General features: G+C 37.2%; 14 protein-coding genes. 12 read left to right on the top strand and 2 right to left on the bottom strand.

The window, feature by feature from the left end:
- Positions 1-145: 145 nt before the first annotated feature.
- Both BUA96_RS12320 and BUA96_RS12315 read left to right on the top strand, forming a co-directional pair.
- The gene (locus BUA96_RS12320; protein WP_072983502.1) at positions 146-1,006 is read left to right on the top strand and encodes a helix-turn-helix domain-containing protein; all 861 of its coding nucleotides are present in this window, start codon (positions 146-148) and stop codon (positions 1,004-1,006) included.
- 88 nt (positions 1,007-1,094) lie between these two features.
- Positions 1,095-2,114, top strand: coding sequence for an alpha/beta hydrolase family protein (locus tag BUA96_RS12315; RefSeq protein ID WP_084673148.1), 1,020 nt, complete (start codon positions 1,095-1,097; stop codon positions 2,112-2,114).
- Positions 2,115-2,413: 299 nt separating this feature from the next.
- On the opposite strand, the gene BUA96_RS12310 is transcribed toward BUA96_RS12315, so the two are convergent.
- Positions 2,414-3,046 (bottom strand): DUF6266 family protein, encoded by a 633-nt coding sequence (locus tag BUA96_RS12310; RefSeq protein WP_072983500.1) that lies wholly within the window; start codon positions 3,044-3,046, stop codon positions 2,414-2,416.
- 296 nt (positions 3,047-3,342) lie between these two features.
- Here BUA96_RS12310 and BUA96_RS12305 point away from each other — a divergent pair, with 296 nt between their 5' ends.
- The 4 genes from BUA96_RS12305 (at position 3,343) to BUA96_RS12290 (ending at position 6,903) form a co-directional block, all read left to right on the top strand.
- Positions 3,343-4,500: a tyrosine-type recombinase/integrase gene (locus tag BUA96_RS12305; RefSeq protein ID WP_072983498.1), complete on the top strand. Its 1,158-nt coding sequence runs from the start codon at positions 3,343-3,345 to the stop codon at positions 4,498-4,500.
- 714 nt (positions 4,501-5,214) lie between these two features.
- Positions 5,215-5,607, top strand: a complete 393-nt coding sequence (locus BUA96_RS12300; RefSeq protein ID WP_072983497.1) for a hypothetical protein — start codon at positions 5,215-5,217, stop codon at positions 5,605-5,607.
- Between the two features lie 148 nt (positions 5,608-5,755).
- Positions 5,756-6,337 (top strand): hypothetical protein, encoded by a 582-nt coding sequence (locus BUA96_RS12295; protein WP_072983495.1) that lies wholly within the window; start codon positions 5,756-5,758, stop codon positions 6,335-6,337.
- A gap of 185 nt (positions 6,338-6,522) precedes the next feature.
- Positions 6,523-6,903 (top strand): VOC family protein, encoded by a 381-nt coding sequence (locus BUA96_RS12290; RefSeq protein ID WP_317041300.1) that lies wholly within the window; start codon positions 6,523-6,525, stop codon positions 6,901-6,903.
- 165 nt (positions 6,904-7,068) lie between these two features.
- Here BUA96_RS12290 and BUA96_RS12285 read toward each other — a convergent pair whose 3' ends face one another.
- The gene (locus BUA96_RS12285; protein WP_072983492.1) at positions 7,069-7,380 is read right to left on the bottom strand and encodes a winged helix-turn-helix transcriptional regulator; all 312 of its coding nucleotides are present in this window, start codon (positions 7,378-7,380) and stop codon (positions 7,069-7,071) included.
- Between the two features lie 124 nt (positions 7,381-7,504).
- Here BUA96_RS12285 and BUA96_RS12280 point away from each other — a divergent pair, with 124 nt between their 5' ends.
- From BUA96_RS12280 to BUA96_RS12255, 6 genes are all read left to right on the top strand, one after another.
- Positions 7,505-8,017 (top strand): lactoylglutathione lyase family protein, encoded by a 513-nt coding sequence (locus BUA96_RS12280; protein ID WP_072983490.1) that lies wholly within the window; start codon positions 7,505-7,507, stop codon positions 8,015-8,017.
- Between the two features lie 159 nt (positions 8,018-8,176).
- Complete coding sequence (locus BUA96_RS12275) at positions 8,177-8,653, top strand: SRPBCC family protein (protein ID WP_175546500.1); 477 nt, start codon at positions 8,177-8,179, stop codon at positions 8,651-8,653.
- 162 nt (positions 8,654-8,815) lie between these two features.
- Positions 8,816-9,691 (top strand): PD40 domain-containing protein, encoded by an 876-nt coding sequence (locus BUA96_RS12270; protein ID WP_084673147.1) that lies wholly within the window; start codon positions 8,816-8,818, stop codon positions 9,689-9,691.
- Positions 9,692-9,816: 125 nt separating this feature from the next.
- Complete coding sequence (locus tag BUA96_RS12265; RefSeq protein WP_072983486.1) at positions 9,817-10,203, top strand: hypothetical protein; 387 nt, start codon at positions 9,817-9,819, stop codon at positions 10,201-10,203.
- A gap of 171 nt (positions 10,204-10,374) precedes the next feature.
- Positions 10,375-11,079, top strand: coding sequence for a hypothetical protein (locus tag BUA96_RS12260; protein WP_072983484.1), 705 nt, complete (start codon positions 10,375-10,377; stop codon positions 11,077-11,079).
- A 293-nt stretch (positions 11,080-11,372) separates the two neighbouring features.
- The gene (locus tag BUA96_RS12255) at positions 11,373-13,757 is read left to right on the top strand and encodes an alpha-L-rhamnosidase-related protein (protein WP_072983482.1); all 2,385 of its coding nucleotides are present in this window, start codon (positions 11,373-11,375) and stop codon (positions 13,755-13,757) included.
- The last annotated feature ends 1 nt before the right edge of the window (position 13,758 follow it).

Genomic DNA, 13,758 nt, shown 5'->3' with positions numbered 1-13,758 from the left:
AGTTGGCGCGTAAGCATTCCATCAATAATTCAGAAGAATTCCCAACGCTATATTTTCGGTTTAAAGAGCACTTATAAAATCAAGTTGTCTATGCTTTTCCTATCTTTAGAGCAAACATCAATCTAATTTAAGAATCACATATCCTTTGAGTCAAAAATTCAACATACCAGATTTTGCGAAGTACTTAAATATCACCGATTCCAAAGATGATGATCTCTTGATGATTCTTTATGATGATAAGAGTAAAATTCCTTTAAAATCAGAACCGGTAGTCATTGATTTCTATCTGTTAGCTTTAAAATTAGATTTTGACAATACCGTTGATTATGGTCAAACCGATTTTGACCACACCGAATCACTTCTTTATTTTGATGCCCCGAACAACCACATTGCTTGGGATCTTGATAAACCTATGACAGGCTATAACCTCCTCATTAGCGCTGATTTTTTTGACACCTATGCGAAGCGGTATAGCTTTATGCATTATAATGATCATGAAGCCTTATTTGTAAAGGATGATGAAAAACAAATCTTATTAGATCTTTTTACAAAAGCTTATACTGAATATCAGTCGACCCAATTTTCAAAGGCTATAGTTACTTCTTATGCAAATCTAATATTGACCTATATAGAAAAATATTATAAGCGCCAGTTTGATACCCGAAGTTTACTTTACAATCAAGTTGTGACTGATTTTCGCAAGAACCTGGAACACTTTTTTAGCAGCGGTGATACCATTAAGGAGCTTCCATCTGTAGGTTATTTTGCCCAGCGATCTAATCTCTCATCCAACTACTTCGGAGATGTCATAAAACACTTCACCGGAGAATCTGCTCAAAGCCATATTCAACATTACGTGATTCAACTTGCCAAATTAAAATTAAGGGAGACTTCACTCCCAATAAGCCAAATTGCGTATAGTTTGGGATACGATTACCCCACCTATTTCTCAAGATTCTTTAAGAAAGAAGTTGGTGTCACCCCTAGTGTTTATCGCAATCAGTAATTTGTTTCAGTCTTTAAGTAATCTGTTTTAGTAAGGAGCACGGGTCACCTTCTAATTTTGCTATAGTAATAATTAAAAATCTACTACTATGGAAAATCAAGTGAATCTTAAAGGAGCCGAAAGAGCAGCTACGCATACGTCAAGAATGTCTAAAGAACGTATTGAGAATGCTGTTAAGCAATTGAATGAGATATCTGAATCAGATTATGAAAAAGTGCTAGGCTTAGCCAATGTTTGTAAACCTTTTAGAAGCGTTTTACACAAAACTCCAGATGATTATGGAATGACTCAGTGGGAAGATGTATTTCTTCACGGTATAGATGGTGTGCCTTTAGACGGCTGGTACATTCCTGCAAAAGGTGGCGAAAGTAACAAACTGGTTATTTTTAATCACGCATTACCTATGTGTCGCTCCGGCTTTCAAGGCCATTTTGGATTGCCTTTTAGCGGGTATGACAATGTTGAAATTGATTTTGTAATCCAAATGAAACATTTAACTGATGCGGGTTACAATGTATTAGCTTATGACATAAGAAACCACGGAAGAAGTGGCACTTCTAATAATGGGGTAAGCGGTATAGGACAATTAGAATGGCGTGATTGTGCCGGGGTTAAAACCTATGTGGACAATCACCCAAGGTTAAGCAAAATGAAAGTAGCGCTTTATAGCCAATGTATGGGTGGAAACTCACAATATGAAGCTATTAGCCGCAGACCAGAATTATTTGAAAATGTGACTTGTATGGTGAGCCCAATGGTTGTTTCTATGCGCGCTATTTATGAAGCGTTTTCAGAATTACAAGGCGTTAGTCAATACCTTGACCTAGTTGATTTTGAACTCATGAAAATGGGCGGATGGCTGATGGACGAAATGACTCCACATACGGCTGCACCCGATGTTAAAATGCCTGTGTTTATGATTCAGGTGAAAGATGATGCCTGGACTAAAAACCCTGAAGATGGTCAAAAGACTTTTGACCTTTTAGGAAGTAGGGAAAAAGAAATCCATTGGATTGAAAATACACCCTTACGCTTTAAAGATGGTTATAACTACTTTGGAAGACACCCGGAAAAAGTACTTGCTTTCTTAGACAAATATATGAGTTAACTGTAAATGCATAAAAACACGCATTACAGTGCAACTATCAACCAGCGGTTTGAGTACTGACTCAAACCGCTTTTGTATTTATTAGCAAGCTATGTGGAAATAGAACAACTATCTATACTACGCTAAACGACATATATCATAAATCAACGCACCACGGCACGTTTAGGCTATAACCCCCGACCCAAAACCTAGGTAAAGCGCAGACGTATGAAGCCTCGTTAGAGGATCTTGCTGCTCGTAAAGTGTATATCTAGCAATTACTTAAGCGCATACAAGTTAAGTCGTAGTTTCTTAAATCCTTAGAGCAAACCCAAATAAGTGCTGTACGCATAGCTATCGCCGGTAGGAGTGCTGAAGGTTACCCAGAAATGCACCGGTGCCGCTGCGAGCGCTTCCGGAAGCTCTAATTGTAACTGTGCGGCAGCGCGTGTGGCACAAGCTTCAAAAAACACATACTCGCTAGTTTGTGGCGCATACCCCACAACGCTAAGTAAATCGTCAGAATGGGCGAAGGCTTGGGTACTATCGGGCTGCCATTCTAAAAGTAATTCGGTTTTCTCCCGTTGCTGTAGTATAGGATTATAGACCCTCTGCTTCCCGGTACTGATCAGGAATTTGGGATAGTCGATCACCGGCTTTCCCTGCTCTAGTTTCACTGCATTTTTAAGGGTATAACTGCGCACGGCATCCCGAGCGGTTCGCTTTTCAAGCCAATCTGTAAAACTCCCTTTTAAAAAGGGATACATGGGTTTTATAAACGCACCCACCACCGCAAACCGGTCACAGCTCTGTTGCTTTTTAGGTGTTGGTTTGGCCGTATTACGCATGGGCCTGCTACGTACGATAGCCTCCCCATTTTTACCTTTTACAAACACTACTGAACCCACCAGCCCGGTCAACATTCCTTTATTAGTATCTATCATCAACCCCATAACACAAGTAATTTATTGATTTTCAGTATTCTAAAATAAAAATAGTGCCACTAACAACCAAGTTTTCAATTGATTTTATTCGCTCTTTAAGCATAGAATGACCGTTAATTAAGTATTGTTTGCCCATAAACACTGGGGTTTAACGCTAAAACAACGGTTAAACTATGGTTAAACACTGGTTGAAGATGCACGTTGATGTTGCTGTTTTAGAATCACGCCACCTAACCAGAAACAACTATCTCACGCAAAATCAATAATTTAAGATTATGCGTTAAAGAAAAATGTATTTTAGTAGTATGAAACCTATCATAAAGCTTTTGAATCTGCGCCATCGCAATGTGAACCACATAGGTTTACAGTTTGCCTATCACGATGGGCTCAAAGCCGTCATCAAATATGAACTCCAAGCACAATGGAGTCAAACCCATCGCCTTTGGTATGTTTTAGATACCCCAAAAAATCTGAAGCGCATCTATTCTGTTTTAGCAGCGTTATGTACTATAGATACTTCCGGTTATGAGGCGCGGCAAGCGTCAAATAAAGAAACACAACCCCTTACAGCCATGCAGCGTTCGGTGCTAAATGGATATTACCGGTATTTGCAAGGAAAACGTTACAGCCAGAGCACGATCAAAACCTATACTTTCTTTGTTTCAGAATTTGTGAAATTTCAGTATAAGATCGCCTTTGAAGATTATACCAACCGCCAGGTTGAACTTTTTATCGAGCAGGTGTTTATTGAGCGTAAGTATAGCATTAGCAGTCAGCGCCAATTTATAAGTGCACTCAAACTTTTTACTACCTATTTTCCGCATACACAAATCTCAGCATTGCGCCTAACGCGACCCAAAAAATCTAAAAAATTACCGGAAGTCATCTCACAAGAGCAATTTCTTTCACTGGTTCAGGCAGCAAAGAATCTCAAGCACCGTACGATTATTTGCGTGCTTTATGGCAGTGGTTTGCGCATAAGCGAACTTTTAAACTTAGAGCTGAAAGATCTGGACCCAGACCGAAATCAACTCTTTATACGAAATGCCAAAGGCAGAAAAGACCGCTATGCTCAACTGTCGGCTTATTTGAAACCTCTTTTGTTTAATTATCTAAACACCTACAAGCCGCAGCGGTATTTTATAGAGGGGCCTAACGGAAAAGCGTATAGTGCGAGCAGTGTGCGAAAATTTCTAGTGGTATATGCTCAAAAAGCAGGGATTGCGCAACGCATTACGCCACACATATTGCGGCACAGCTACGCCACGCACTTACTCGAACAAGGCGTAGGCATACGGCATATACAAGAGCTTTTAGGCCATTCAAAACCTGAAACCACAATGATCTACACCCACGTAACCCAAAAAGATCTGAGCGCTATTAAAAGTCCATTGGACTCGGTAATCGCCAAATTTAAACTGGATAAACAGGAACAAAAGTTCCTGTTATCCCGAAAATTATAAAGGGATAATAGGTATATTTATCCTGATATAACGAGTTACCTTCAATTGCTCCTGACCCAATCACTCCCAAAAACCGAACTAAGCGCAGAAAAATAATATCAAAATTCGATAAAATAAGAACAAATTTTTTCAATGATAAACTGACAAAATCACGCCCTCAAATTCTTTAAAACAAAATTGGAAGTTAATGCATTAGCAACAACGCGGACAAGAAATCAGAAAAATTAGTAGTGAAATTATATAAAATAAAACTCTATTTTTTTGACTCTGAAAATACGGATAAAGATTCTTGCCGGAAATTGAGTTTAAATTCAAAATAAGAATTAAAAAATACAATTGGTGCGCGGAACCAATCTCTCTCAAAATTTAAAATGAAAAATTCAGGTAAAACTTTTAAAAGCAACACTGGAAAACCTAAAATTGAATAATTTCACTATACATTTTATCATTAAAAATTTCCTCTCCCACTCTGAAAATTCAGTAAAAACTAAAATCTCATCTAAGCCGATTTTCGATAAATTCCACTATAATTTTAAAAGAATAAACATATGGCAGAACGTGTCGCAACAGAAAGGTAACAATGCGTATAGCCAATTGCGGCTAAATACTTAATCGATATTCGATCTTTTTAGCTATATTTATTTTAAGCGGACAAAACCTGGTTAATCAACCCGCAACTGTCCATACCCAAAACCGTTGTGCCTAATTTGAAAAATGACATTTCCTCTATTAAATATAACACCTGAATGTTGGACTTATGAAAATCTAATCGACTGTGTAATCTTTGATGAATTTATTTATACGGACAAGGATTCGGTTTTTATGGAATTATATAAGGACAAATTATTCTGCGATTGTAATGGAAAAATATTTAAAGCTGTAAAAAAAGCAGAACTGACTGAAAAATGGCGGAATTGGTTGAAGTTTATACCTAATATCTGGAAAAGAGAAATAATTTTCCAACCGACAGGGGAAAATTGGACTGTTGAGGAATTAAGGAATTATCTGTTGAATCGAGTTTCGGAATTAAAAACTAACGAGCAGACTGAAAAGTGGAAAACTCAACTGAAAAAAGCCAAAAATCACTCTGAATTAATATATGGATAAAAAAAACTAGGCACAACAATGTATAACCGCAATTACGGCGGATTCGACTGCGTCCGAATCCACTCGGAATTGCTAACGTCAGTACTTAACCGAAAATCATTAACTTTAATCCCGTAACTGACGGTTATACGAGACCGTTGTAAGCAATATGGGAAAAACGCTATCTATATTAATCTTGATTCTGATTTCATCTTGTGAAAAGTCGGACTATGAAACGATTGACTACGAAGCGTTTGAAATAACAGTTCCGAAAAATTGGTCGGAATATGAAATAAATGGAATTGACAGCTATGTTAGCGGATTGATAACGGACAAAGGAGACACGCTGATTTTTGATTTGGGTTGGTACTCACCTGATTTGACTAAAAACCCAGAGGTCTTGGTATTTGAGCAATCCGAATATGAAGAATTTAGCGATAAGCAAAAAAAGCAATTAAAAAAAGTAAAGCATTTGGTTATTGAGGATTTTCTAACCGCTGAATATGACGCAAAAGATTATTTAAAGTACGAATTCCAAACAGACAGTATTGACTGCTTTGTAGCTAAATTTATAAAACCAAAAAACAAGGGATTTGGAGCAAGCGGAATTTATATTGACAGCTTGAAAGGTGGTGGACCGAATTCTAACAAAACTAGATTAAGCTTTTACGGAAACAATTTGTCAGACTCAACTCAAATGGAATTTTTTAGAGCATTGAAAACTATAAAACTGACAAAATACTGTGAATAAAATACTGCTCACAACACCGTGTATAGCTCATTGCTGCTGAATTCCTTAATCGGAATTAATTGCAATTTGCTATTTTTCGGTTATGGTGGTAAATCATAGCTGATTTTCCGCAACGAGCCATACAAAAACCGTTGTACGCAAGCCAAAAAATAATCTTATTAACCACTACAATCTCCTAACAAATAATGACATTTACTTTTAATCATTTAGCGCTTTCTGTTAAAGATGTAAATGAATCTATACAGTTTTACCAGAAAGTGCTTCAACTTGAAGAAATTGAGAATACCGCTTCTAATTCTAAAACGAGATGGTTATCTCTTAATCAGGGAAAACAACTACACCTTATTCCTCGTCCGAATTCTGAAATAAAAATTGATAAAGCTGTACATTTTGCTTTATCTACACCCGATTTAGAAAACGCAATATCGAATTTGGAGAATTTAAAAATTGAATTTTCTGATTGGAAAGATATTCCGAATAAAGTTTATGTTCGAAAAGATGGGATTAAACAGATTTACTTTCAAGACCCAAATGGATATTGGATTGAATTAAATGATGATGTCTGATAAAAAACTAATGGCAACAATGTATAACCACTATTACGGCGGATTCGACTACTTCCGAATCCACTCATAATTGCTAATGTGAGTTCTTAACCTAAAACATTATCCTTAAATCCTTAACTGACGGTTATACAAAACCTTTAGCTGCAAGTGCCATAAAGATTTTGCTTAACTAAAAGCAGACATTTCTTTACCCCAAGAATCTAAACTTTTTAAGATAGATTCTAATGACTTCCCTTTTTCAGTTAATTCATATTCCACTTTTGGAGGAACTACCGGATATACTTTTCGTGTAATAAGATTATCCTTTTCAAGTTCGCGAACGGTTTGAGTAAACATTTTATTAGAAATATGGGGAACTTTATTTTGAAGTTTTCCAGAACGAACCGGTCCTTCTAATAAATGAAATAGAACAAGAGGTTTCCATTTCGTACCAATTAATTTCATCGTATAGTTAAGAGGACAATAAATTTTATTCATTTTAAAAACATAAATAACTGATTAACAACAAATAACTCTTTTAGTTACCTATATCACATTTAGGTAACTTATTGTTTAACAGTCAAATATATTCTTATTTTGTAGCCTTAAAAATAAAATAGATATGAAAAAAGAAGAAACTTATCCACGATCATTTTCACACATTGGTATAACTGTTCCAAATATTAAAGAGGCTGTCAAGTTCTATTCAGAAGTGATGGGATGGTACACGATAATGGAGCCTTCAAAAGTTAAAAAAGAAAGAGAAACTGCTATAGGACAAATGTGTATAGATGTATTTGGAGAAGGTTGGGAGGAATTTGAAATAGCACATATGTCAACATCAGATGGAATCGGAATTGAATTATTTTCTTTCCCAAATGGAAAAAAAGAAGCTCCAGAATTCAATCCTTTTAATACAGGATTATTCCATTTCTGTGTGCAAGACCCGCACATCGAAAATTTAATAGAAAAGATAGTTTCTTCTGGTGGTAAACAAAGAATGCCAATAAGAGAATATTACCCAAATGATAAGCCGTATAAAATGTGTTATGTTGAAGATCCTTTTGGAATTGTATTTGAGATTTACACACACAGTTATGAGCTTACATATTCTTCAGGAGCTTATGAAGAGTAGGCACCAGTAGAAAACAACTGTTAATCGCAAATAGTCTGTAGCTGAACAAAATTCGGTAACTTAGAATCTCAAAATAGAAAGCAAATGGCGGACAAATCCTAACGGATTTATCCGCCAACTTACAATAACCGAGATCGTTGCCATACATACCGAAACTGAATGCCGAGAATTGAATTACGAACTGAAATTAAAGCTGATAAAGAAATAGTTTTTGATCTTTCTCGGAGTATAGATTTGCATAAAATATCGACCGAACACACAAATGAAACTGCAATCGCTGGAAAAATAAGCGGATTAATCGCACTGAATGAAAGTGTCACTTGGCGTGCTAAACATTTTGGTATTTATCAACGACTGACTTCTAAAATAACGGAATTTGACCGACCAAATTACTTTGCCGATGAAATGGTTAGCGGAGCATTTTCAAAATTTAAACACGAACATCATTTTACGGATTTGAATGGCGGAACTTTGATGATCGACTATTTTGACTATAAATCACCCATTGGAATTTTAGGGAAGATAGCAGATAAAATTTTTCTGGTAAAATATATGACTGATTTGCTAACCGAGAGAAATCGAATCGTAAAAGAGTTTGCGGAATCGGACAAGTGGAAAAGAATATTGACCGTATGAAAAGTACGTATGGCAACACCGGCCATAGTTAATTGCTGCGGTAATCTTCACAATTTATTTGGGCAGCTTTACTATCTTTAAGTCTGATGAAATCCCGATCGCTATCGGGACTCGCAGACGTTTTCCACAAAGAAACTATACACAAACCCGTTAACCTTTCTTATGAAAATACTATTAGTCTTAATGTTACTGACTTTAATGGGTTGCCAAAGTAAAAATTACGATTTAGCGTATGTAACTGACCGAGACAATACATTGGATATTTGTATTACAAGTTCTGAAAACAAAGAAATAATTAATTTAACCAATTCTGATATCACTGAATACAACCTAACTTGGTCCAAAGATGGTACGGAAATCTTTTATACAAGCTATGAAAAAACTGGACGAAAGGTCAAGAGTGTAAATGTTTTAGATAAGTCTATTAAAGTTATCATTAATGATTCAATAATCCAATCTGTTAACGATGTTTCAAAGGACAATGAACGAATGATAATTTCATCGAGTGAACATCACAAAAAAGGTGAACTCTATCTATATGATATTGAAACTAATTCCAAAATACGCATAACAAACAACGAATTTTATGAAGCTGGTGCTAAATTTTCGCCTGATGAAAAAACGGTCGTAGTTAGTATTCAGACTAAAGTAAGTGATTCAATAAATTATTCTGGTACTGCGGAAATTTTTGAAATAAAATTATCCGATCTGTCACTTAATAGATTAACTGATTTAGAAGGATTTAATGCACTACCTGAATATTCACCTAATGGAGAATTAATAACCTTTCATCATTGTGACAATGGTAAATGCGATATCATGATGATGGAATTCGACGGTTTGAATCTGGTTAACTTAACGAATGGAAAAGATGACAACCGATGGCCTCGATGGTCACCAGATGGGAAATGGATCTCTTTTACCAAAACGATCGATAATAATTCCGATATCTATTTTATTTCTAAAGATGGCAAAAGAGTAAAGCCTATTATCACTACCGAATTTAGAGACGAAATAGCAATATTTAAACCGAATTAGAATAACAGGCTAACTACGTGTATAGCTCATTGCTGTAAAATTTACCATCTTTAATCCGTTGCGGAACAATACAGAAAACCATCAGAACGTAACCATACCCAAGACTGTTGTAAAACATTCAAGAAATGAATTTTAGCACATTAATCATATTTCTACTTCTAATTAAATCCTTTAGCCTTTCTGCTCAAGAAAAGTTAGAAATTGGACAGCATATTTATAAAGACAAACTTACTTTCATTTCCTTAAACGCAAACAACGAGTTCGAGTATCTAAAGTATTATAATTGGTCACCTTTGACCATTGAGGAAAAACGAAAAGCTGAAAAAAATGAAAATCCAACCCGCGGAACAATCGGTTATGTTTCTGGTGCTAAAGGAAAAGGAAATTATGAACTAAAAGATGGAAAACTAATTTTAAAATTTTCGGAATTTAAGAAGTATATGGATAATAAAACCGACTTTAATGCTGAAACTATAACAATGGTATTTATCATTTCGGAATTTATTAAATAAAAGGCTTTTTACAACACCAGCCATAGTTCATTGCTGCGGTAATCCACAAAGTTTATTTAGGCAACTTTACTATCTTTAAGTCTGGTGAAATCCCGATAGCTATCGGGACTCGCGGACATTTTCCGCAACGAAATCAGAGCCTAGACCGTTGTGTGCAATTTGACCAAACCAATGAAACATATTTTTCTAATCATAATTCTTTCCTCTTTTTGGGCTTGCAATTACAAAAAGGACAATGCGGTTTCTAAAATCAAAAACCCAAACCCAGAGAAAGTAATTCAGAAAAAATTAAGCGGAAAAGAAGTCGTTGCGGAATTGGAAAAATTAGGTTATTTCAATCTGACCAACGAATCTGAATCGGATACCGTTAAAACCGACTTTCAAAAGGCTTATACGGACTTGAATTTCTTTCAAGGACCAATGCGTGGTGAAACTCTGAATTTTATGGACAATCGCTATCATTGGGTAGACTGCGAGGAACTATTCGAGATTGGCGGATTGACTGAATATTTGAACCAAGTCAAACCGACTTTTGACAAACTTGGACTTGAATTAAAATTTGCAAACGAAAAAAGCGAACAAGACCAAAATAGTTGGAAACACACAATTGAATTGAACGGAATCGAATACACCGCATTTGACGGACAATTTTCCGACTTGGATTGGGGAATTGCCTATGTGAATTTTATAGAAATGTTGAACGCTGAATTGAGAAGACAAAATTCGGACGAGCAGTTTTATCCCATAAATTGCGGAAATGATGGAATGTTCGTCTTACTAACACCAAAACAGTTGGACTTTGTAAATCGGAATTATCCAATAGACAATGAACATCCGACAACAATGAGTAATTGGAAAAGTAGAAATGGAATATAAAAAACTGCACACAACAATGGTAACCGTTGCACAAGAATGTAAAACGCAATATTATAAACATAAATAAGCCACTCTAAGCTGTTTTTCTTTTTTGGATCAACTTGTTTTAGATCAAATTCAGAACTCTTAAAACCGATGTATCGCTGTTTGTTAGTCTGTTTTTCAGCAAAAAAAGGAAGCGAAAATTCCTGCTCCGCTTTTACAGTTACAATTTTTCCGTCCCGCACACCACCGTAGGCACTTGTATAAGAATTCCTATATTTAGCAATTACAATTTTTAGATACTTAGCCCTATGCGTATTATTCTGATTGCTGTGTTGATGCTGGTTTTAGGTTGTACCAAAACCTCAACACCTCCCTCCTCTTTTAAAAGTCTTGCTGCAAAAAGCTCTTCCATTGCCGGAAAGACAGCATACCTTGCTTCGCCTTTTGTGACTGCCGGAAATCGCATATATATGGTAGGACATCAAGATGGCTCTTTTCCTGATCTGGGATGGCATATTAAAGGCGAAATGGGTGGCATCTGGGATCACCCCATCAAACTTATGGATGGCTTTGATCTTGCTGTACTACACGAAAACGATACCTTAACGTTGAATAATGCCGATCGCTTTGTAAACTATCCGTTTACCAATATGCACGAGTTCGCTTGGGCTGAAAAAAACCTCAACATACAACGCTGGCAATTTGTACCCGATGATACCGAAGGGCTCATCATTCAACTGGCTTTTGAAAATACCGGTGAAGCCAAAAAAGTTCAACTCGATTTCACCGGAATAAGCGATCTGCGCCCTACTTGGCTGGGAGATCGCACGGGAATGATAGACAGTAAAGACCAAGCTGTTTTTGACGAGCAAAATAAACTATGGAAGGTAAAAGATCAGAATAACCCGTGGTACGTACTTTTTGGATCTTCGGTAAAACCTACTGCGACGGCACAGACCTCAACTCAGGATGCTACTACACAAAGCAGCTTAAGTCACACGCTACAGCTTCCTGCTGCTTCTACTACAGTTTTCACCTATTACATCGCAGGCTCATACCAATCGGAAGCTGCAGCACTGGCGACCTATAAAAAAATGCAAGCGCGATCAACCGACTTATTTCAAGCTAAAAAAGAGCGCTACGAGCAATTGGCTTCACATTCAAAGCTCAGTATCCCTGATAAATCTATCGCTCAAGCTTTTGAGTGGTTAAAATACAATAGCGATTGGCTGGTGCGCCGCGTGCCGGAGGTTGGTACCGGTATTTCGGCGGGGATTCCTGATTATCCATGGTGGTTTGGGGTAGACAGCGAGTATGCCTTAAAAGGACTTATGGCCATTGGTCAGACCAAAACTGTATATTCAAGCATTCGTCTGCTCGATAGCCTTTCAGAAGCTACTAATGGCAACGGCCGCATTGTACACGAAGTTTCTACAAATGGTGCGGTATTTAATCCCGGGAACATCAATGAAACCCCACAGTTTGCGTCACTTATCTGGGAAGTATATCGCTGGAATGGCGACCGAAAGTTTTTAGAAACCTATTACCCTTCCATCAAAAAAGGTATGCAATGGCTACTGAGCGAAAAAGATACTGATCAAAATTTGTTTCCTGACGGTTACGGAATGATGGAAATTCACGGCCTCGACAGCGAGATGATTGATGTGGCGAGCTATACGCAACACGCACTAGTAGATGCTGCTAAGATCGCTGAAGTTTTAAAGGATACCGCAACTGCGGAAAATTATAAGGCGAAGGCAGCCGTGCTAAAAGAACAAATAAACACGCAATTCTGGTCTGAAGCATTTAACTCGTATGCAGATTTTATAGGCACCGATGCGCAAGCTTTACACCTTATTGAAGATGCGATCGTACGTGCAGACACGCTTGAGAAACCCTGGGCAGTGACCGAATTGAAAGAGACGCGCGACTACATCAAGAATAATCCTTCAGCAGCAGCACGACCTTTTGTGTTGTATCATAATTGGGTGGTAAATACACCTATGGAAATGGGGATCGCTCCTCCCGAAAAAGCAAAAAAAGCATTAAAAACAGCGGAGCAATTTGTAAATCCCTTCGGAGTTTTTGTGACGGGTATTGACCGTGACGATTCCGCAGGAAGTGATGAGGGTTCTTTTAAAGGCAGTTCGAGTTTTAGTTATACAGGCGCCGTAATGACCTTGCCCACAAGCGTACAAGCAATTGCTGAAAACAACTACGGAAATCCCGATGCTGCGCTAGATTACATCAAGCGTATGACTCGCTCATTTAGCTTTGCATTTCCGGGCAGTATGTACGAAGTCTCGCCAGATTATGGGATGATCAGCCAGGCCTGGAATATTTATGGCTTTGCGATTCCTATCGTGCAGCAGTTTTTTGGTATCGCTCCTGATGCTGCAAACCACACCATAACGATAAAGCCACAAATGCCCAAAGATTGGAACGATGTCGCTCTGGAACATGTAAAAATTGGCGATAATGCCGTTTCGGTCTTCTATACTAAAACAAATAACCAAATAAAATTACGTGTCACGCAAACGCAATCAGATTGGACGCTAAAGCTTATTTTGCCTAAAGAACTAGACGGAAAGTCATTCCGCAGTAGTTCTTCTTCGAGTCAAGTTACAACCGACGAAAATAATTTTATACTTTCCGGTAAAGGAGAACTTGAATTAATTTTAGAGGAAGAATAGA

It is taken from the genome of Leeuwenhoekiella palythoae, assembly GCF_900130045.1.
Lineage (GTDB): Bacteria > Bacteroidota > Bacteroidia > Flavobacteriales > Flavobacteriaceae > Leeuwenhoekiella > Leeuwenhoekiella palythoae.
Note: the sequence above shows the minus strand (reverse complement) of the source record. Positions and strands in the feature narration are given on the sequence as shown.